This window comes from Paraburkholderia sp. SIMBA_030 (assembly GCF_046535245.1).
Lineage (GTDB): Bacteria > Pseudomonadota > Gammaproteobacteria > Burkholderiales > Burkholderiaceae > Paraburkholderia.
On the sequence record NZ_JAWRXB010000010.1, the window covers coordinates 113,017 to 134,307 of the forward strand.

Here is a 21,291-nt window from a genome sequence, read left to right on the forward strand (position 1 = left end):
GCGCGTACGCACGACTACCCTCCAGAAAATCCTATATCACGCCCTTTTACCTATTAATCGATGTATACCCTTAACTAGTCGGACTAATTAATTTGCGCGGTGCAGCGCGGCTTTTCGTATCCGCATCCGGCGGTACAGGGCAACACCATGACGGGACTGGTCTGGCTCGCTGGCCGCAGGTTATACGTTGTCGAAATGATCTGCGCGATGTGGCGCTTTAATAGTATTACTATCGAGTTGGCGTCTGGAAGGAGAGGGACATGGCGAACGGAAGGCGCCCGCTACGTTCTGCCCAACGGTTCGGCTCAGCCGCCGCGTCCGGGTGAGGGTTACGCCGGGTACTGGCTGCCGGCTTCCAGAACGCTCTCGGCGTCCGCGCGCGCATTGTCGAGCTGGACCAGGCTTGCATGTCGCGCGCCCAGCGGGTCGCGGCTCTGGATCGCAGTGAGAATCGCCTTGTGACGCGGCAACGAAAGCGCATGCGTCTCGGGATGTCGGCTCGTCAGCTTGATCGATTCCGACAGGGCAAGAGACAGCATGTTGCCGATATAGGACAGCAGGTCGTTGTGTGTGGCCGCCATGATTGCCCGGTGAAACTCGAGGTCGGGAGCCAGTAGCGCGCTTGCGGTCTCCGCACGTTCCATCTGGTCGTAAGCCGATGCAATGCGCGCAAGATCGTCGCTTGTCGCTGCGGTGGCGGCGAGCGCCGCCGCCGAGGGTTCGATAATGCGGCGCACGATCAGGAGCGAACTGAAGAACTCGCCTTCCGGAACACTGTTGATCGTCCAGTACAGGACATCGGGGTCAAGCATATGCCACTCCGCGCGAGGCTTCACGACACTGCCGACACGCGGTTTCGACACGACCAGTCCTTTTGCCACCAGCACACGCGTCGCCTCGCGCAGTACGGGGCGGCTAACGCCATAGCGCTCGCACAGCACAACCTCAGCGGGCAACCGCTCGCCCGGCTGTACCTTGCCGCTCACGATATCCATGCCGAGTTCCCTCACGATGCGGCCGTGCAGGCTCTTGCGCTGTTGCAGATGACGGTAGTCCATGGTCAGCGATCGCGGTCGTGTCCGGCTCGGTCCCGTGCCGAACGGTGCAGCGTTTTGGACGGCACTTACCTTGTCGTCGACACGGATACAGGTCTGTTTCGTGGAGATCCGTTGGCGGTCCAAGCATAGCACGCGACATCTGGCGTGGCCCGGACGCCGACGCCGATCCTGCATTCGACCGATGCTGTGGCGTTGCCGCGGTCGCGCCTTTTCGCGGCGAGGGTGTTGCCGTCCTTCGGACGTCAAAGACGCTTGCAACGGACGAGAACGTGCTCAACATTATCGGCCACGAGCAGCGTGTCCCGGGTGGGGATCCAATGGCAGCTCCCGGAGCCCAAAAGGGCATCGGGCTACCGCCGGCGCGAGCGTTTGCGTGATTGAATTCCGGGTTGCGTGTCCACGGCGGCGAGGAGATGCTGGCGGCCTTCGTCAAGAATTTCATCCGCGAGCGCCGGGTCGATGTCTGCAACAGCACGCGAAAGCAGCAGCGCACCGACCATCTGACTGAACAAAGTGATCGCCTTCCCGCGGCTGCCTTTGCTGAGCCCCTCCGTCTCCTCGATGACCTTGGCGAATCGTTCCAGGTTCGCCGCGAGACCTTGTGCGTAAGAGTCGCGCGCCACGTCGCCGAACCGGCGGGCGTCGCCTACAAAACCTGACAAGGGGCAGCCCGCCTCGATATCCGCGCGATGCTCGGGGGACAGGTACCACTGAATGTTTTGCCTGACCGGGTCAGCGTCAACTGACCTGGCGTCTTCGATTTGGGAGGCAAAAGCCTCTCCCCCTTCTTCCATCGCCTTTTCCATCACGGCGGCAACCAGCGCGTCTTTTGATTTGAAGTGGTTATAGAAACCGCCCTGCGTAAAGCCCGCCGCCTTCATCAGCTCGGCGAGCCCGACTGCATCGACGCCGCGCTCGCGAAACAGCTTCTCGGCGGCTGCCACGATCGCGCGCCGGTTTTCAACCGCCTGCTGCCTGGAAACACCCATTTCCCCTCTCTTCGGCCGACAACGAGCCAATAAGATCCATCGAAAAATACAATGTCGATCACCATTGACATTGCCGGGGCGGGCGCCCACAATCCGTCGCAATGACAATGTCATTCACCATTGTCTTAAGTATAGCCTTCTTTACCTGAGCGTTCAGGCAGCAGGGGGCACAACGGCTTATCCGACGCCTGACCGCGTCGCCACCTGAATCTTCAAAGAGGACCTCGACATGATGAAGACAACTCCTGAACAGAACAAGACGCTCGTGCTGGAAGCATTCGACACCCTGTTCAACAAGCGCGACTACGCTGCAGCTGAGCGCTTCTGGTCCGATCGCTACATTCAGCATAGCGCCCATATCGTGCCGGGACGCGACGGCCTGTTCGACCTGGTTCGCGCGCTGCCCGACACCGCGCGCTATGAGAACCAGCTGATCGTGGCCGAGGGCGACTATGTCATCGCACATGGCCGCTTCTCCGGGATCGGCAGGCCCGCCGCGTGGATTGCAGCCGACATCGTCCGCTTTGAAGACGGCAAGCTCGCCGAGCACTGGGACGTCCTTCAGGACGAAGCGACGAGAGCCGATTCCGCGAGCGGTCTGCCAATGTTCGGCGACCGCTTCCCTGCCTGACCACGCAAACCCACCTACAGCAACCTCAACAGGACAATGATCATGAAACTCACCGGAAACACGATCTTCATCACGGGCGGCGGTTCGGGCATTGGTCGCGGGCTAGCCGAGGCGCTCCACAAGCGCGGCAACAAGGTCATCATCGGCGGCCGCCGGCGCAGCCATCTCGACGAGGTGGTGGCGGCGAATCCCGGTATGGCTGCAATCGAGCTCGACATTGCCGACCCGGCCAGCATCGAGAGGGTGGCGGCGCAACTGATCGGGGACTATCCCGATCTCAACGTGCTGATCAACAACGCAGGGATCATGCAGCCTGACCAGGCGGGCGGCCACATCGACGATGCACTGATGGTGTCCACCATCACGACCAACCTCATGGGGCCGATCCGCATGACGTCGGCGCTGATCGATCACTTCAAGACCAGGAACGACGCTGTCGTCGCCTATACCAGCTCGGTCCTGGCTTTCGTTCCGCTGGCCGTGACGGCAGTGTATTCGTCGACCAAGGCGGCGCTGCATTCGTACATCCTCTCGCAACGCTTTATGCTGCGGGACACGAAGGTTCGCGTGCTCGAGATCGCACCGCCCTGGGTGCGCACGGACCTCATGAACAGCCGCGAAGCCGAACAGGCGATGCCGCTTGATGCCTTCATCGACGAAACGATCGCTGTCCTCGGAACCGACGTGGATGAGGTTCTGGTTGAAGGTGCAAAGCTGTTCCGCGGGAATCCTGGTCCCGGTGAGCACAGCTTCGTCAATGGCTTGAATGCCCAGATGATGGACGTGCTAGGTGGGTGAATCGCTGCCTGCCGACATGATTATGCGGTGGACGTGCTCGGTGGGACGTTTGGCGCACACCACATTCACAACTATGTCGAAGCGATGCGCTCGTCGTCGCGGCGCGGCGGCCGTTCCGTCAGCCTTTTTTTGGCTACATCCACGTCGAAAACGGAAAAATCAAGCAGTTACGCGAAGCGCTGAACATCGTAGCGACAGCGCGCGTTGTTCTCCGACGGATTGGCTGACAAAAGAGACTAGATACCCTGTCCGACAGTGCGCAGAAAATCGCTGGCTGACGTCCGCGTATTGATCGCATTGATGATATCGGTGAGGAACCACGGCAGGATCAGCTGCGTGTTGGGATCGCTCACCCCGACGCTAATAACTGGCGCATTCGCGGGTGGCGCGGTGTGTTTCCGGTCGTTCACGGCGACTGGCGCGGGCACGAGCGTATCGGGTTGCGCCGTTTGCCGGAGATGAGTGCTGGCATCCGGCCACGCTGGCGAACACGCGGCGGTGAGCAGGATAAGGGGCACGGTAAAACGAAGGGCGGTCATAGCGTGATCTCCAGAGAAGGGTCGGGATTTGCTTGCCCCGGGCGATCGCCGACATCGGCCATTTCAAGGCGCGCGCCGGCAAAGGGCTGTGCGACGATTGGAATGTGGCGCCGCCGTCACTTCTATTGAAGCGAGGGATCCGCGTAGTCCGGCAACTTGTCGGCGTCACTCGATTTCGTCGAGAGCATGCGGCGCCTTTGCAGGTACAGGTCGCGAGTGAACGAATAGGGATCGATCGCGGCCTGCGAAAGCAGACTCGACGCGCTCAGCAGATCAGCGCGGGCGCTGACAAAGCGGGTGCCGGCCACGGATGCCTGGACAGCAACCGGTGCTGCTGCGAACGGGTTGAGGAAGCTGTCGACGGCGACGTTACTCACATCCCGCACGCTGCTCGGCCCGAACAACGGCATCACCAGATATGGCCCGATCGGTATGCCATAGTGAGCAAGCGTCAGCCCGAAGTCCTGATGGTGTTTGGGCAGACCCGCGGGTGTCGCCCAGTCGATAAGACCGCCTATCCCCAAGGTGGAGTTGAACGCAAAGCGTATTGCATCCTCGCTCGCGTCCGTCGCTTTCAGTTGCAGCAGGTCATTGGCAAAGTTGCCGATATCGTCAAGGTTGGAGAAGAAATTGCGCACTGCGGTTTGCACCAGTGACGGCATCACCTTCTGGTAGGCCTTCGCGGTGGGCTTGGCCACATAGGTGTCGACCTTGTCGTTGAACGAGTAAATGGTCCGGTTCATCGGTTCAAGCGGGTCGCCGGCGATACGCCCGGGCTCCGTAGCGCATCCCGATGAAAGAAGCACCGTGGCGGCGAGCGCCAAAGTATTCAGATCGCACCGTTTCATCGCGGGACTCCAGGTACAGGAATGACAAAAGGGGTACCAACCATGCGGCGCAGTGGCGGCGGCGAAGGACAGTCGATGCGATGGTGCGACCGGAAGACTTACCGGCCACTTACTGCCGGTGCGTCTTTTGCACTGGCGCACATGCGTCGGTGCGCTTGAATTGATGTAACGCGCAACTCGTCGAGCGGAGCGAGGTCTGGGACGGTAAGTGGCGGGTAAGTCGGTAGCCGCCATGATGCAGCATCTCCCGTGCGGGAATTGTCCGGCCACGCGGCCGGCACGATCCTGGGTGCGGGCTCTACACGACCGACGAGCGTTATGGCGATGACCGATGAGCATGGCACCCAACTGACGATTATTTTCCTCGCGTTGCCCGTCATATCCCAGTCGGGTTGCGTTCATCGGCGGGGTCGAACTGGTGCTCGCTGAACGTTTTGTTTATGAAGCCGCGCGTGCTGTTACGTGCTGCGTGCTTGCCGCTACCACTGCGTGTTCGACCCAGTCGCCCTACGTGCCGGCGCATTTCAACGATCACCCGGTATGGGCGAATCAGTCGGGCAATCCGGCGTTTCTGCTGCCACCGAGCGAAGACTGGTGGTCCGCGCTCGACGATCCCGTCCTCAGCGGCCTGATCGAGTCCGCGTTGACCAGCAGCCCGTCGCTGGCGCTGGCCAGCGCCCATCTCGCCGAGGCGCGTGCCACGCTGGGCCTGGAGACTTCGTTCAGTCATCCTCAGATTAACGTGAATGGCAGCAGCGGCCGCGCCCGCATCCAGTCGAGCAGTGGCGCGAGCACCACCCAGGTCGGCAGTTCGATCACGGGCGGTCCCACTTTCGCATGGGAAATCGATCTGTTCGGACGGTTGCGCGGCGCACAGGATGCCGCGGCGAGCCGGCTCGACGCCCGCAACGCCGATGCGCAGTCCGCGCGGCTGCTGTTGTCGAGCCAGGTTGCGGGCGAGCTGGTGTCGCTGCGGGCGTGCCGCTTCGGCCTCCGAGTGAAGCGCGACGACATTGCGTCGCGTGAACGCGATCTTGCATTGACGCGTCGCCGCGTCGCGCTCGGCTTCGCGCCTCCGGTCGACGGGAGCCGCGCGATCAGCGGCCTCGAGGATGCCCGTGCGAGCCTGATCTCGCAGGACGAAAGTTGCGTGAAGGACCGTGACGCGCTGGTCGCGTTGAGCGGTTTGACGGCGACGGAGATCGACGCGCGCATCACGTTGACGGGCTTTGCCACAGATCAGCACAAGGAGCCGGGTTATCCGCGCGTTCCGCAAGTCGCGCTGGCCTTGCCCGCGACAGTGCTATCGCGTCATCCGGCCGTGATCGCGGCGGAGCGTGAAGCCGCGGCGACGTATGCGGAGATCGGCGTCGCGCGCGCCGACCGTCTGCCGGTCATCAATCTCACATCGGCACTGACGGGCAACTGGATCTCGGCGTCGGGCAGCACGCTGTCGTTTCTGGGCTGGTCGCTAATGTCAGGTATCAGCGCGCCCCTTTTCGATGCGGGCGGTGGCGCGGCTTCGGTCGACGCCGCCACCGCGCGCTATCTCGCCGCGCTCGCGTCCTTGCATTCGACCTTGCGTAATACCGCCCAGGACATCGAAGACGCGCTCGCCGAGCAGTCCCATGCAAGCGAGCGACTCGCGGCAGCGATCCGTGCCCGCGATGCCGCGCGTGCCACGCTCGATGCAACCGAGTCGCAGTGGCGGGCGGGTGCGGTCAACCTCTTCCAGCTGGAAGACACGCGCCGTCAACGCGAGGCCGCCGACCAGACCGCCATCGATGCAGCGCGCGCCAGCATCCAGGCATGGATCGATATCGTGCGCGCGTCGGGCAACGCGGCCGCGTTCGTCACCACACCAATGCACCCGGAGTAAAAGGATATGTCACAGCCGTTCAATCGCCGCGTCGTACGTTGGCGCGGCATGTGGGCGACCCGGCGCAACGTGATTCTTGGCGCGCTCCTGAGTGGTCTGCTGGCTGCGGGTCTTGCGGGCGTAGCGCTACATCGCCGTCCGGCTACGCAAGCGCAACCGCCAGCTGCGAGCGCGCTTACGGTCTCGCTTACCGCCCCTTATCGTGCGCGCCTACCGGACAGCGCGGCCGTGTCCGGCTCGATCGCGCCGTGGCAGGAAGCGTCGATCCGCTCGCTGCTGGCCGGTGCGCGTCTCGCCGAGATTCGCGTCGATACAGGCAGCACGGTCAGGCGCGGTCAATTGCTGGCCCGCTACGACACGACGATGCTCCAGGCGGATGTCGCGCAGGCGGCTGCGGCGCTGGCTCAGGCCAAAGCGGCGGCCGAGCAGGGGCGTGCGAACGAGGCGCGCGCGCTCGAGATGAAGGACAGCGGCGGCATCAGTAAGCAGGACCTGCTGCAATACCGGACCACGGCTGCCGTGACGCGCGCGCAGGAGCAAGCCGCGCGTGCGCAATTGCAGGCGCGTCAGGTCGACCTGCATAACGCGGACGTAATTGCGCCTGACGACGGCACGATCAGCGCCCGTAGCGCGACGCTCGGATTGGTCGCGCCGGTGGGCCAGGAACTGTTCCGACTGATCCGTCAGGACCGGTTGCAATGGCAGGCCGAGGTGGCGCCCGCCGAGGTGGCGTCGATCGCGGCCGGTCAGCGGGTCGTGGTGCGCTTGCCGGACGGCAGCAAGGCGGGCGGCACGGTCGTGTCCATCGCGCCGGCGCTGGATACGCAATCGCATGTGGCGATCGTGTACGCGGACCTCGAAGCGGGTTCGCACGCTCGCGCCGGCATGTATGTGTCGGGCCAGATCGTGCGTGGTGACAGCGACGCGCTACTGGTGCCGGGATCCGCACTGGCGATGCATGACGGCCGCAGCCACGTCGCGGAGGTGGTCGGGCGCGGCGGCGTGCAACGCGTCACGCTGCGCGAGGTGCAAACCGGCCGGCGCGATGGCCGCGCTGTCGAAATCGTGAGCGGGCTGTCAGGTAGCGAACGGCTTGTCGCCGACGGTGCGTCCCTGCTCAACGAGGGCGACGTTGTCACGGTCATCCCAGGCGACGCAACGCTGCCCGCTACGCTTACCGGAACTGTCCAATGAACTTCGCCTCCTGGCCGATTCATCATCGGATTCCGGTGATCGTGCTGTTTATCTTCCTGTCGCTCGCGGGATTGTGGGGGTTCCAGAGTCTGCCGGTGCAGGACATGCCGGATCTCGACCTGCCGACGCTGAACGTGGTGTTGTCGTTGCCGGGCGCCGCGCCCGCGCAACTTGAGACGGACGTCGCGCGCAAAGCCGAGGATGCGCTCGCCACCTTGCAAGGCATCAAGCACCAGACCACGGCGATCGTCGACGGGCAGGTGCATATCGAAGTGAAGCTGTTCATCGGCCGCAACCTGTCGGATGCGCTCAACGAGGCGAAGGACGCGCTCGATCGCATCCGCACGGACCTCCCGGCCGACATGGACCCGCCGGTCGTGACCGCGGTGCGCAGCGATTCGCAGCCGATCATGACGTTCGCGGCGAGCTCTTCCCGGCTCAGCGAAGTCGATCTGTCGTGGTACGTGGACGATACGGTGAGCAAGGCGGTGCTGGCAGTGCCCGGTGTCGCACGGATTGAGCGGGTGGGCGGCGTGTCTCGCGAAGTGGCGGTCGTGGTGGACCCGGCGAAGCTCACGTCGGCGGGGTTGACGGCAGTCGATCTGTCGCATGCGCTGCGTCTGATGCAGATGGACGCGTCGGGCGGCCGCGGCCGGCTGGGCGAGGGGGAGCAGTCGATGCGCGTGGTCGGCACGGTGCCGCAAGCGTCCAGCCTCACGCGTTTTCCGATCGCGCTGGCCGATGGCCGCTGGCTCACGCTGGACCGTGTGGCGAGTGTGCGCGACAGTGTCGCCGAACCGCTCGAAGCCGCCACGCTTGGCGAACGCCGGGTGGTCGGCTTTCGCATCTACCGCTCGAAAGGGGCCGACGAGACCCGCATCTCCGCCGGCGTCGACGAGGCGCTGCGCAGTCTGCACGCGGCGGATGCGACCTTCAGCGCGCAACTGATCTCGAGCACGGTCGACTATACGCGCGAGCAGTACCGCGGCTCGATGGACATGCTCTACGAGGGCGCGCTGCTTGCCGTACTGGTGGTGTGGTGGTTCCTGCGCGATCGCCGTGCGACGCTGGTGGCCGCGACCGCGTTGCCCTTGTCGATCCTGCCGACCTTCGCGACGATGCAATGGCTCGGCTACTCGCTGAACACGTTGACCTTGCTTGCGCTGGCGGTCGTGGTCGGCGTGCTGGTCGACGATGCGATTGTCGAGATCGAAAACATCGAGCGGCACGTGCGAATGGGCAAGCCGCTATTGCGGGCCGCGACGGATGCTGTCACCGAAATCGCACTGCCGGTGACGGCCACCACGTTGACGCTGGTCGCCATTTTTCTGCCGACTGCGCTGATGGGCGGCGTGCCGGGACTGTTCTTCAAGCAGTTTGGCTGGACCGCGGTGGTGGCCGTGCTGATGTCTCTGCTAGTGGCACGCCTGCTCACGCCGATGATGGCGGTGGCCTTTCTCAAACCGATACCGTCGCACGATGACGCGCCGTCGCGGGTTATGCGGCGATACCGGCGGATGGTCGGCTGGTGTCTCGCGCACCGAAAGACGACGCTGCTGCTGACGCTGGCATTCATGATCGGTTCGGTTGCGCTGGTGCCGTTCATTTCCAGGGGTTTCGTCCCGGCATCGGATCGCGGCTATATCACCGTCAACGTCGAGCTCGCGCCGGGCAGTTCGCTCGACGATACGCTCGCCGTGGAGCGCAGCGCGCGGCAGCGTCTGAACGGATTGCCGGGCATCGAGACCATCTTCAGCGTCGCCGGCAACAATGCGAGCACGAGCTTCGAGGCGGTGCAGACCACCGGTGTGCGCTTCGGCATGGTGACGCTCGAGCTCGCTGCGCGAGGTGGCCGACCGGATCAGGCAAGCATCGAAGCGGAGGTGCGCGAGCGCCTGTCGACCGTGCCGGGTGCGCGCTTTTCGGTGAGCGGTGGTGGCCTGGGTCAGAAATTCCAGATCATCCTGAGCGGTAACGATACATCGGTATTGACCGAAAGCGCACGCCGCGTCGCCAACGAGATGCGCGGCGTGCCGGGCCTCTTCAATGTCGCGTCGACGGCGAGCATCGAGCGTCCGGAGATCGTGATTCGTCCCGACATGGCGGCAGCGGCGAATCGGGGCATCAGCACGGCGACCATCGGCGAGGCCGTGCGCATCGCCACCGCCGGTGACTTCGACACTCAACTGGCGCGGCTCAATCTCGACGACCGGCAGATCTATCTGCGTGTGCGCCTCGGCAATCACTCGCTGGAGGATATCGGCGCGGTGTCCGATCTGCGGCTGAAGGGACGCGACGGCCTCGTGCCGCTCGGCTCGATTGCCAATGTGTCGCTCGGTAGCGGGCTTGCACAGATCAACCGCTTCGACCGCCAGCGATATGTCACGATATCCGCCGATCTGGGCAGCGCGTCTCTCGGCGACTCATTGCTGGCAGTCAAGGCGCTGCCGGCGGTCCAGAGTTTGCCTGCCGGCGTCCAGTTGCTCGAAGACGGCGATGCGGACACGATGGCCGAGTTGTCGTCCAGTTTCCTGATGGCGATGGTGACCGGCGTGTTCTGCGTCTACCTGCTGCTCGTTCTGCTGTTCAGGGACTTCCTGCAGCCGGTGACGATTTTGTGCGCACTGCCGCTATGTCTCGGCGGATCGTTCCTGCTTCTGCTACTCACGCGCAGCGAGCTGGACGTGCCTTCAATGGTCGGTCTGATCATGCTGATGGGTATCGTCACGAAGAACTCGATCCTGCTGGTCGACTATGCGATCCGCGACCTCGACGCGGGTCTTCCGCTCGCGAGCGCGATCGTGGACGCCTGCATGAAGCGTGCGCGAGCCATTGTGATGACCACGGTCGCGATGACCGCGGGCCTGCTGCCGATCGCGCTCGGCTTCGGCGCGGACGCCAGCTTTCGCCGGCCCATGGCATTTGCGGTGATAGGTGGGCTGTTGACGTCCACGGCGCTCAGCCTGCTCGTCGTGCCGGTGGTGTTCATGTATTTCGAACGCCTGCGCAACGCCTTGAAACGCCGTTTCGAACCGTCCAAAACCAGTCAGACCGACTCGCGGACCGCACTGTGACAGATGCGATGCAGCTCCCGGTAGCGAATTCCTGAAACGCCTATTCCGGTAAGTGGGCAGTAAGTCGACGCGCACTAAAGTTTGCCCGACGCTGACCCCACCACAAGGAACGACTGTGAAAATAGCTTATCGCCGTGAACTCCAGCTGTTGCTGGCCGTTGCGTCAGTCTGCCTGTATTCGGGGGCGGCCTGGGCCGACGGCCAGAGCCCGGAGCCGCCCACGGCGGACGACACGGGCTTCACCGTGCTGAACAATTCGACCAATGTGACGCATTGGGGCCTGGGCGTGGGAGCGGGCATCGAGCAGGCGCCTTACAAAGGCTACGGCACGAAATACACGCCGATTCCACTGATTTCATTCGACAACAAATGGGTGCATGTTTTCGGTACCGCCGTTGATCTGAAGCTCGGCAAGTGGAGCAACGTGAGCCTTGCGCTGCGCGGACAGTACGCGATCGGCGACGGCTACAAGGCGTCCGACGCGCCGATTCTGAGCGGCATGCAAAATCGCAACGGCGCGTTCTGGTACGGCCCGGCACTCGCATGGCACACCGCCTACGGCACGCTGTCGGGCGATGTTCTGGAAGGCGGCAACAAGGGACAGAAAGCCAGTATCGACTTCAGCAAGTCCTTCGAATACGGCAAATTCGAGTTCGAACCGCACGCCGGCGTGGATTGGCTGAGCAGCAAATATGTCGATTACTATTACGGTGTGCGTTCATCCGAAGTGCGTGCCGGGCGCCCGGAATATACCGGTAAGGCGACCTACGACATCTCGGTGGGAACGCGTATCAACTACAAGTTCACACGCCATCAGATCCTGATCCTGGACGTCGGCGTCGCGCACCTCGGCAGCGGCATCACCGACAGCCCGCTGGTGGGCAAGCGCTATATTCCGCAAGCCAAGGTCGGCTACCTTTACGAGTTCAATTGAGCACCACCGCATGTCGCGAGTCGCACTGATCGAAGACCACGAACGCCTGGCCGGCATGATCCGCCAGGCGCTTTCCGCTGCGGGCATCGAGACCGATGTATTCGGCACCATTTCGGAGGCGCATTATGGCGTGAGCCGCGCCGACTACGCCGTGCTCATCATCGATCGCGGTTTGCCGGACGGCGACGGCCTGACTTTGCTGCGGACATTGCGTGCGGCAGGGCAAATGACGCCCTCGCTCATGCTGACGGCGCGCGACGCGCTGCATGACCGCGTCGACGGACTGGAAAACGGCGCGGACGACTACGTGACCAAGCCCTTCGCCATGAGCGAGCTGGTTGCGCGGGTGCGTACGCTGATGCGCCGTCCGGTGACGCTGACGGAACTGGTGATCTCGTTCGGCGACATCACGGTCGATCCGCAGCAACGCGCGATGCGCTGCGGCGCGCAGTCTGTTCTGCTTGCGCCTGCCGAGTTGCAGATCGTGCTGTGCCTCGTGAAGGCGGCGGGCGCCACCGTGCGGCATGCGGCGCTCGAACATGCTGCGTGGGGACTCGGCGAAGCCGTCACGCCCAACGCGCTCGAAGTCACGCTGCATCGTCTGCGCAAGAAGCTGACCGCGGTCGGCGCGACAACGCGGCTTGCCAATATTCGCGGCGCGGGATTCGCGCTCCAGGTTGCCACCGGTTCTGCCGGGTAGCACTAAATGAACGGCCCATTGCTCGCTATGCTCAATCACTGGATTCGCAGTCTGTCCGCGCGGCTTTGGGTGACCAGCATTGTTGCGCTTGCGATCAGCCTGACCGCGCTGGCGACGGCCGCCACCTATGCGTTCAATCATTTCCCACAGCAGATGCTCGGGCGGCACGAGGAGATGGAAAGCGCCACGGCGATCGCGAGTGGAATCCGATTCGACGGTGCCGGCCGTCCGGTTTCCGTGCAGCTTCCCGCGCAGACGGCCTGGCTTTTCGAGGTGGTGCCGACAGAACTGAAGTACCGCGTGCTCGACGAGCGCGGCAGCGTGTTGCTGGCTTCGAAGGGGGCAGAGGGGCGTGAAGCATGGATTGCGGGCGATCTATCCGGGGCCGTTGGCAATGTTCAGCGGGCGGAGATAGGGGCGAAGCCATTCGAAGTGCTGACGCTGCGGGTTGCGCATGGCCCGGCGGTTTTCTATACGCAGACCGCAACGTCGGCGCGCTTCGTCGACGCGCTGATCGACGCCAAGGTCAGGCCGATGCCGGCGATCATCAAGACGATTATTGTCGTCGCCACGGTCATTTTTGGCCTGTCTTTACCTTTTACCGTGCATCGGTTGCTCAGGCCGCTTAGGGATGCATCGCGCGCGGCTGCACGTATCACGCCGCGCAATCTCACGACGCGGCTCTCCACCGGGGGCGTTCCGAGTGAAATCAGGCCGCTGATTCATGCCTTCAACGAAGCGCTCGACAGACTCGAGAACGGCTTCGCCGTGCAGCAGCAGTTTCTCGCGTCAGCCGCGCACGAGTTGCAGACGCCGCTCACCTTGATCCGTGGTCAAATCGAACTGCAGCCCGGGATCGACGACAAGGACCTGCTGTTTCGCGAAATCGATCTGATGTCGCGTCAGGTTCGGCAACTGTTGCATCTCGCCGAGGTCAGCGAGTCGCAGAACTTCAATTTTGGAGCGGTAAGCAGTGTCGATGTCGCTCAGGACGTCGTCTCGTATCTAGCGCGCAAGGCCGACAGGAATCATGTCACGCTTCAACTCGAGGCCCCGGTTGCGCTGCAGTCGATCTGGGCCGACCGAGGCGCGTTGTTCATTCTGCTCAAGAACATGGTCGAAAATGCGGTCAATGTTTCGCCGCCCAACAGCGTCGTGTGGCTGATTCTCGATAACAGTTCGATTCAGGTTCGGGACGAGGGGCCAGGCATTAAGCAGGAGTACCTGCCGTTTCTTTTCGAGCGGTTCTGGCGGGCACCGGATGCCCGCCATGATGGCGCCGGGCTCGGCCTCGCGATCTGCAAGGAAATCGCAACTGCTCATGAATGGCGATTGACTGTCAGCAGTTCGTTTTCTGGAACTGGATTCATTGTCTGGCTGTAGCGGCCGTCGGCGCTCAGGGGCGTGATATGCACTGCGCATAGCAGCGCCTGTCGGCGATATCCCCATCGGTACCATGCTGGCGCGACCAGGGCACAATGACCAAACCCACGGGTGCCTGCACTGCAGGTGTGAAGGTGCGCGTCACTCGCCAGCGTATGGTCGGAAAAATCGCCCGACACAGTGGCGCGGACATAGCAGCTGGAGTAACGCCCGGCCGCCCGTGGCATTCCACTCCACGCCCCATGGAGTGTACTTGACCGTAAGGAACACATTGAATCGTACGAAGCTCTGGGGTACATGCGAAATTTGATCTAAAAATGAGGAGACGCGAGTCGTCCGCTATTCGTCTCGAGTTAAAGAAGTCATTCATGTGAATGGTCGCGACATTCAGGAGAACAGCAGTCATGGTCGAAATAAAACGAATTCATGCTGCGCTCCTCGCCGCAGCGATCGCCGCGATTGCGCCGGCCTGTCAGGCGCAAAACGCCACCGACTGGCTGGCGAACAGCTATGGCACCCTCGCCGCCCACGTGGGTAACACCGCGCGTTCCATGTGGGTCGCGCCCGAGGGCGTCATCTATACGGCCTCCATGTGGGACGAGTACGAGGGTGGCGTCGCAATCTATCAGAACGGCAAGAGCTTCGGCTCGATCGGCGCGCACGGCGAGTTTCAGGGCGGCGCGATCACGGGCAACGCGACGTCGATCTTCGCGGCACTGCAGCCCGGCGGGTCGTACGGAAGCGGCGCGGTGGGACGATACAAACGCACCACCAAGGCTCGCGATCTTTTGATTCAGGTCAGTGCGGTGAGCAACCAGCCTCGGGTCGACGTCATCACCGGACTCGCCACGGCGGGCTTGCTCCTCTATGCGAGCGACTTCTATGGCAATCGCGTCCGGATCTTCACTACCAACGGTGTCTGGCAGCGGGACATCAACGTCTCGGGCCCGGGCGCGCTCGCCCTGGATGGCGCAGGCAACGTCTGGGTCGCACAGAAGAGTGAGGGCTCGATCGTCGGGTTCAGTCCAACCGGCGCCCTGCTGAACACCATCCGGATGCCCAGCGGGTCACAGCCGTCGGCGCTCTATTTCGATGCGTCGTCGGGGCAGCTCATGGTCGGGGACGAGGGCCCCGACATGAACATCAAGCGCTACAAACTCTCGGGCACGCCGACGCTGGCCGGTACATTCGGCATTCAGGGCGGTTATCTCGACGCCACGACGGGAATCAAAGGTCAGGTCGGCGCGAAGCGCTTCACCCGCGTCACTGGCATCGGCAAGGACACCGCAGGTAACCTCTATGTGCTCAACAACCCGTGGGGCGGCAGCTGGGACCTCGGCCGCAACGGCGGCACCGACATTCATGCGTATAACAGTGCCGGCAACCTGCGGTGGACGCTTCAGTCCCTCAACTTCGAGGGCATCGCCGCCCCGGACCCGGCCACGGATGGTGCCTTGTTCTATAGCGGCACCAACATCTACACCGGCAGCGCTGGGGGCACCTTCGTCGCGAACACCGTCAATCCGATCGACTATCCATCCGATCCACGCATCAACATGAACGATCGCTCACGGGATGAGCACTTCAGTCAACTTGCCAGCGTCGGCGTCAACCGGATCCTCGTGGCGTTCGGCCAGAACCCCGATATCTTCTACTTCTTCCACTTCAATGCTGCGAATGGCTACATCGCAATACCGGACGCCACGCTTCCCGGTACGGCGTTCAAGACGACCGCATCGGTCAGGGACGGATTCTGCATCGACAGCAAGGGAGGCGTGTGGGCCGGCTTGGACAAGACCGGTTACATCTACCACTACCCGCTGACCGGCTTCGACGCCAGCGGCAAGCCAACATGGGGACCCGGTATCCCGATCCGCATTCCCGATAGCATCAAGCCGTTGACGCGCATCGTCTACCTCGCGGACAGCGACACCATGATTCTCGGACAGGGCATCGTCGGGAGTACGGACTGGACGTCGATAGGCACGCGGATCGAGGTGTATCACGGCTGGAGCGCGGGCAACACCACGGCGCCCAATCCGGTGATCAACCTCATCCACGCCGGCGCCAAGTCGATTGACGCTGCCGGCAACTATCTCTTCGTCGGCTACTGGTTCAGCGGCAGCGGGCAAGCCTGGCCGAACATCGACGCCTTCAATCTCGCTACAGGCAACCTCGAGACCACGCTGGTCAACACCAGTAGCGGTACCGTGGACGCCAGCAGCGCCATCGATTCGATGTACGGCATCAGGGCATACCTTCGATCGACGGGCGAGTACGTGGTCACGAAGAACAACGTCAAGGGCTCCAGCATCACCGTTTATCGCTGGACGCCCTGATCGTGCGATCAGCCACCGAAAGAGGGCGCCGGGCACCGAGACCGCGTAGGCGGCCGAGCGCGGCGACAACGCGTCTTGCTGGACAAGCGTCTGAACGATGCGAAATAAATGTGACACCGGCCCACGCGAGGACACATGAACTCTGTTCTACCGAACGTGCCGCGACGTTTCGCATCGGGTCACGCCACATACGCGTGCTGATCGAAACATTCGATCAGCATTTCGGTCAGGACCCGGATTTTCGCCGGGGGATTTTGCCCGGGCGGTCGCACAACGTAGATACCCGCCGTAGGTGGTGGAAAACGACACATGACCGGCACAAGCGCTCCAGACGCAATATATTGGTCTTTCACGCCGTCAGGGAGCCATGCGAGGCCGAGCCCCGCTACTGCGGCGGCGGCGATAGCGATGGCATTGTCAATCGGTCCAACGCGCTTCGCGATGAGATTTGAATCCTGAAGGTAGCCGATCCGAATAGCGCAGTCATATCCTTCGCCAACCAGGTCGACTACGCGGTCACTGTAGCAGGTGTGGATGTGCAGCAGCGGGTGACGCCGCGCCATTTCTGCCAGAACCGGTGATAAATGAGTCGCGCCGAACGTGAGCGGGAGCAGCAGCTTCTCAACACGTAGCCGGTGTGATTGCCTAGCACAGCGCGGGGGCCCATGTCGCATTGTCAGCATTGTTCAATTTTTCAGACCCGCTCAGAATGTCTGCCAGTCGGAAGCGCCGGTTTCGGCCGCGATGACGGTTTCCCTGTTTGCGGTAGTCACTGGCGTGCTCACGGCCGACGTTGCACGAAGGGGCGTGCGAACTGCCGGTGCCGGCCGATGCGGTTCGCTCCGCGACGCAATTGTGTGTGACGCGGATGGCCCCCTATCGGCAATCGTGAAAACAGCCACGGCCTCGCGCAACCCCTGCGCCTGCTGGGCCATCGACTGCGCCGCTGCCGCCGCTTCTTCCACGAGGGCGGCGTTCTGCTGGGTCACCTGGTCCATCTGGGTGACGGCCTGATTGACCTGCTCGATGCCGGTGCGCTGTTCTTCCGAGGCCGAGGAGATTTCGCCCACAATGTCGGCAACACGCTTCACTGACTGGACGACCTCGCTGATCGTGCTGCCTGCTTGCTCGACGAGCTTTGAGCCTTCGTCCACCCGATTCACCGACTCGCCAATCAGGTCCTTGATTTCCTTGGCCGCGCTTGCACTGCGTTGGGCTAGCGTGCGGACCTCGCCCGCCACCACGGCAAACCCCCGCCCCTGTTCACCGGCGCGAGCCGCTTCGACCGCTGCGTTAAGTGCAAGAATATTCGTCTGGAATGCGATGCCCTCGATAACGGCGATGATCTCTGACATTTTGGCCGAACTGCCGGAGATCCCATGCATCGTCTCCACCACACGTCGGACCACGTCGCCGCCACGCTGTGCGATTTCCGACGCCGTGCTGGCCAGCGTGGTTGCCTGCCGTGCGTTGTCCGCGTTATGACGGACGGTGCTGGTCAACTCTTCCATGCTTGAAGCGGTTTCCTCCAGCGACGCCGCCTGCTCTTCGGTGCGCTGGGACAGATCGGTGTTGCCTTGGGCGATTTCGCCGGCAGCGACCGAGATTGACTCGCTGGAGGTCTGGATACCCCGTACGATTGTCGTCAGCTGGTCCTTCATGACGCCCAGCGAGAACAACAGGCTGCTGTGATCGCCCGCCTTCAACTGGACCGCCGTGTGCAGGTTCCCGGCTGCGATGTCGCTAGCGAGTGCCGCAGCGTCGCGTGGCTCACCGCCAAGCTGCCTTGCGAGGCCGCGCGCGATGAGCAAAGCCAACGACAGCGCAATTGCCGATGCAGCGACGATCAGTCCGATCACAAGGGCAACAGCATGCGAATACGCCTGGCCTGCCGCCGTGCCTTCGCGGACCGATCCCGCCACATTTACGTCAACGATGGTGGTGATGTCCTTTTCAATTGCGGAGCGAATTGTGGTCGCCCGACCTTTCAACAGCGATATGGCGTCCGCCCCCTTGCTCTCTTTCGCCAGGGCATGGATCTGTTGATCGATCTGCATGTATTGCGGCATCAGCGTCTGGATGTCCGCGAACGCCACCTTTTCCTCCGGCTCCGACATGAGTTTCTCGTATTCGGCGACCGCGCGACTATAGCTCGCAATACGGGCCACGCTTTGCGACTCGGCCTCCTGAATGTCAGCGGGGGTCTGTGCAGTGGCAAGGCGATATTCGGCAAGGCGGATGTCGCGCAGGCCAGCCTGCATCTGCAGGCTGCTGCGAACGGACGGTAACCAGTTGTCGCGCAGTTGTGATACGTGATCGTTTTCGGCACTGATCTCGAAGAGGCTGAAGCCACCTAGTCCGATCATAAGGACGGTCACGACAGAGAAACCAAGCATCAGTTGGGTCAACACCCTCAGATTTTTCAGAAACGGCACGGCAAATTCCCCCGATATTAGAGATCCGACGGACAACTTGGATATTGCGTTATGAATGCAAATTCCTAACGCGTATAACGACCGGGTCCTTGTCATTCTTTAGCGATATAGGATTCATCTCCGTTGCCATATATTTCCGGAGGCATGGCAAGGGCAACAATGTAAGATTTGTCCCCGAACTTAAATGCTGCGCCGGTCCGACGAAGACGGCCTGACATTTTCGGCTTTACCCTGTTGACGCTGCCGCGCCAGCGTGGCGACTAACGCACGAGCATCGGCCGGTATCGCCAACGTTCAGAAAGGCGCTGCCTCGCGATGATGCTGCTCCACTTCGCGAACAAGCGGATCAAAGCGGGAAATCCGTCGACCGCGACAATTCTTCCCACTTTTCGGTTTCCGCGGTGACGTACGCATTCTTGTCGGCGATGGCCTTCAGCGTGTCTGTGCCGAGCGGAAGACGCAGAGGCGGCGTTTGCGCATCGGCCAGCGTGACGAGGGCCGTCGCGAGCTTTTCCGGGTCCCCGGGCTGATTGTGATTCATCTCGACAGCCAGGCGTCGCACAGTGCCCGACGTCTCGACATAGTCGTCGATGACTTCCTTGCCGACGACGAGCGACGACGCATCGAGGAAATCGGTGCGGAAGTAGCCCGGTTCGACAACGGTGGCATGAATGCCGAGCGGCTCGAGCTCTGCGTGAAGAGCTTCGGTGATGCCTTCGACAGCGAACTTCGTCGAGCAGTACACGCCGAACCCCGCCGCCGCACGATAACCGCCAATCGACGACAGATTTATCACGTGCCCCGAGCTCTGCTTGCGCATGACCGGCAACACCGCGCGAGTTACATTCAGCAGGCCGAAGACGTTGGTGTCGTACATGCGACGCACGTCCGCGTCGCTCGATTCCTCGACGGCCGCGAGTAGGCCGAAGCCCGCGTTGTTGACCAGCACGTCGATGCGACCGAACTTCTCGATGGCTGCGGCGACGGCGGCTCTTGCTTGCGCCTCGTCGGTTACGTCGAGCGCCACAGGCAACAGCGCGTGCGACTCGCCGAGACGCTCGGTGATCGCGGTGATGTTGCGTCCTGCTGCGACGACTGCATTGCCGTGTGCAAGAGCAGCTTGCGCAATCAGCGCGCCAAGACCGCGCGACGCGCCCGTGATGAACCAGACGCGCTTGAACTGCTGTTTCGTGATGTTGCTCATGATGCGCTCCTAAGTTTGCGATTAAGACGAACGAAACATATGGCGGGAGATTCGCGCGCGCCGGATTCAGGTTCCGACGCGCTGGTGCGAACAGCCTCCCTCGCTCAGGTGGACAGAATCGTGACAAGAGCGACAGCAGAATCGCCGGCGAGCTGACCACCGTTGTTTTCGGCAAGCGCTACCTTCGCCCCATGACGTTGTCGCGCGCCCGCTCTACCGCGCAGTTGCTGCGTGAGTTCGACGATTTGCGCCACGCCCGTCGCGCCGACGGGATGACCTCGCGACAGCAATCCGCCGCTCGGATTCACGGACACGCGTCCACCGATATCCGTATCGCCAGAGCGAATGAGCTTCGGCGCATCGCCGGAGGCGCAGAGGCCGAGGTTCTCGTAATGAATCAGCTCGGCGGGCGCCGATGCATCGTGCAGTTCGACGACATCCACGTCTTCCGGTCCGATGCCGGCCGCCTCATACGCTTCTCCGGCTGCGCGCACCGCGACGAGTTCGCCCGAGCCGTCGGCCCTGGCAGAGACAATCGAACTCGCACGGATGAACACCGGCGGTATGTCGCGCTTGCGTGCATAGTCTTCCGAGCAGATGAACAGGGCCGCGCCTCCATCGCCGATCGACGAGCACATGAACAGCGTCAACGGATCGCTGACCATGCGGCTCCCCAATACTTCATCGATGGTCGTTTCCTTGCGAAACTGGGCGAGTGGATTCAGCGACCCCGCGCGGCGGCTCTTGACGACCACGCGTGCGAAATCGCTTGCATCGGCTCCGGTTCTTTCCATCCACTTGCGGGCTTTCGCTGCATAAAGATCCATGAAGAGCGATCCGGTGCCCGTGGTGACGCCTTCGGGCAGCGGCTCTTCGAGATCGACGGCTTTCGCGAATGCGCCGAATGAAATCGCCTTGTCTTCGTGCGAAAGTTTCTCCACCCCGACAACCAGCGCCGTCTCCGCCTGCCCCGACGCAACCGACCACCACGCGAGATTGAGCGCTGAACTTCCCGAGGCGCACGCGTTCTCCACGTTGAACATTGGCTTTCCATCGAGTCCGGTATTGCGCAACGAAGATTGCGCGCGAATCATTTCCTGTCCCGTTACGACGCCCGCCGCGGCATTGCCAAAGAAGATGCGGTCCACGTCGTTCACGCTCACGCGCGCATCCTTCAGCGCGAGCGCGACTGCTTCCTCGGAAAGCGACTTCAGATTGCGTTCGAGGAACTTCCCAAATGACGTCATGCCGACGCCGCCGATGACTACTTTTCGCATTGCTGTCTC

General features: G+C 62.5%; 17 protein-coding genes. 9 read left to right on the forward strand and 8 right to left on the reverse strand.

Annotated elements, in window-relative coordinates; genetic code table 11:
• Positions 1-329: 329 nt before the first annotated feature.
• Complete coding sequence (locus SB772_RS18555) at positions 330-1,058, reverse strand: FadR/GntR family transcriptional regulator (RefSeq protein WP_410834676.1); 729 nt, start codon at positions 1,056-1,058, stop codon at positions 330-332.
• 350 nt (positions 1,059-1,408) lie between these two features.
• Positions 1,409-2,047 carry a TetR/AcrR family transcriptional regulator gene (locus SB772_RS18560; protein ID WP_410834677.1) on the reverse strand — a complete coding sequence of 213 codons (639 nt, stop codon included), beginning with the start codon at positions 2,045-2,047 and terminating at the stop codon, positions 1,409-1,411.
• A 229-nt stretch (positions 2,048-2,276) separates the two neighbouring features.
• Between SB772_RS18560 and SB772_RS18565 the strand changes: the two genes are divergently transcribed.
• Both SB772_RS18565 and SB772_RS18570 read left to right on the forward strand, forming a co-directional pair.
• On the forward strand, positions 2,277-2,678 hold the full coding sequence (locus SB772_RS18565) for an ester cyclase (RefSeq protein WP_410834678.1): 402 nt from the start codon (positions 2,277-2,279) through the stop codon (positions 2,676-2,678).
• A 42-nt stretch (positions 2,679-2,720) separates the two neighbouring features.
• Entirely contained in the window at positions 2,721-3,476 is a 756-nt protein-coding gene (locus SB772_RS18570; RefSeq protein ID WP_410834679.1) for an SDR family oxidoreductase, read from the forward strand.
• Between the two features lie 236 nt (positions 3,477-3,712).
• On the opposite strand, the gene SB772_RS18575 is transcribed toward SB772_RS18570, so the two are convergent.
• Both SB772_RS18575 and SB772_RS18580 read right to left on the reverse strand, forming a co-directional pair.
• Positions 3,713-4,015: a hypothetical protein gene (locus SB772_RS18575; protein WP_410834680.1), complete on the reverse strand. Its 303-nt coding sequence runs from the start codon at positions 4,013-4,015 to the stop codon at positions 3,713-3,715.
• 122 nt (positions 4,016-4,137) lie between these two features.
• Complete coding sequence (locus SB772_RS18580; RefSeq protein WP_410834681.1) at positions 4,138-4,863, reverse strand: VacJ family lipoprotein; 726 nt, start codon at positions 4,861-4,863, stop codon at positions 4,138-4,140.
• 418 nt (positions 4,864-5,281) lie between these two features.
• Here SB772_RS18580 and SB772_RS18585 point away from each other — a divergent pair, with 418 nt between their 5' ends.
• The 7 genes from SB772_RS18585 (at position 5,282) to SB772_RS18615 (ending at position 16,366) form a co-directional block, all read left to right on the forward strand.
• A complete protein-coding gene (locus tag SB772_RS18585) occupies positions 5,282-6,742 on the forward strand; it encodes an efflux transporter outer membrane subunit (RefSeq protein WP_410834682.1) in 1,461 nt (486 codons plus the stop codon).
• A 6-nt stretch (positions 6,743-6,748) separates the two neighbouring features.
• Positions 6,749-7,936, forward strand: a complete 1,188-nt coding sequence (locus SB772_RS18590) for an efflux RND transporter periplasmic adaptor subunit (protein ID WP_410834683.1) — start codon at positions 6,749-6,751, stop codon at positions 7,934-7,936.
• Positions 7,933-11,010, forward strand: a complete 3,078-nt coding sequence (locus SB772_RS18595; protein ID WP_410834684.1) for an efflux RND transporter permease subunit — start codon at positions 7,933-7,935, stop codon at positions 11,008-11,010. The genes SB772_RS18590 and SB772_RS18595 overlap by 4 nt, the downstream gene beginning before the upstream one ends.
• 115 nt (positions 11,011-11,125) lie before the next feature.
• A complete protein-coding gene (locus SB772_RS18600) occupies positions 11,126-11,944 on the forward strand; it encodes a MipA/OmpV family protein (RefSeq protein WP_410834685.1) in 819 nt (272 codons plus the stop codon).
• A gap of 10 nt (positions 11,945-11,954) precedes the next feature.
• Positions 11,955-12,644 (forward strand): response regulator transcription factor, encoded by a 690-nt coding sequence (locus SB772_RS18605; protein ID WP_410834686.1) that lies wholly within the window; start codon positions 11,955-11,957, stop codon positions 12,642-12,644.
• Between the two features lie 6 nt (positions 12,645-12,650).
• Entirely contained in the window at positions 12,651-14,027 is a 1,377-nt protein-coding gene (locus SB772_RS18610; protein WP_410834687.1) for an ATP-binding protein, read from the forward strand.
• Between the two features lie 404 nt (positions 14,028-14,431).
• The gene (locus tag SB772_RS18615; protein ID WP_410834688.1) at positions 14,432-16,366 is read left to right on the forward strand and encodes an SMP-30/gluconolactonase/LRE family protein; all 1,935 of its coding nucleotides are present in this window, start codon (positions 14,432-14,434) and stop codon (positions 16,364-16,366) included.
• A 179-nt stretch (positions 16,367-16,545) separates the two neighbouring features.
• Here SB772_RS18615 and SB772_RS18620 read toward each other — a convergent pair whose 3' ends face one another.
• The 4 genes from SB772_RS18620 to SB772_RS18635 form a co-directional block, all read right to left on the reverse strand.
• Positions 16,546-17,049 carry a LysR substrate-binding domain-containing protein gene (locus SB772_RS18620; protein ID WP_410834689.1) on the reverse strand — a complete coding sequence of 168 codons (504 nt, stop codon included), beginning with the start codon at positions 17,047-17,049 and terminating at the stop codon, positions 16,546-16,548.
• Positions 17,050-17,070: 21 nt separating this feature from the next.
• Positions 17,071-18,801 carry a methyl-accepting chemotaxis protein gene (locus SB772_RS18625; RefSeq protein ID WP_410834690.1) on the reverse strand — a complete coding sequence of 577 codons (1,731 nt, stop codon included), beginning with the start codon at positions 18,799-18,801 and terminating at the stop codon, positions 17,071-17,073.
• A gap of 346 nt (positions 18,802-19,147) precedes the next feature.
• Positions 19,148-20,005: an oxidoreductase gene (locus tag SB772_RS18630; protein WP_410834691.1), complete on the reverse strand. Its 858-nt coding sequence runs from the start codon at positions 20,003-20,005 to the stop codon at positions 19,148-19,150.
• A gap of 104 nt (positions 20,006-20,109) precedes the next feature.
• On the reverse strand, positions 20,110-21,282 hold the full coding sequence (locus tag SB772_RS18635; protein WP_410834692.1) for a thiolase family protein: 1,173 nt from the start codon (positions 21,280-21,282) through the stop codon (positions 20,110-20,112).
• Positions 21,283-21,291: the final 9 nt, after the last annotated feature.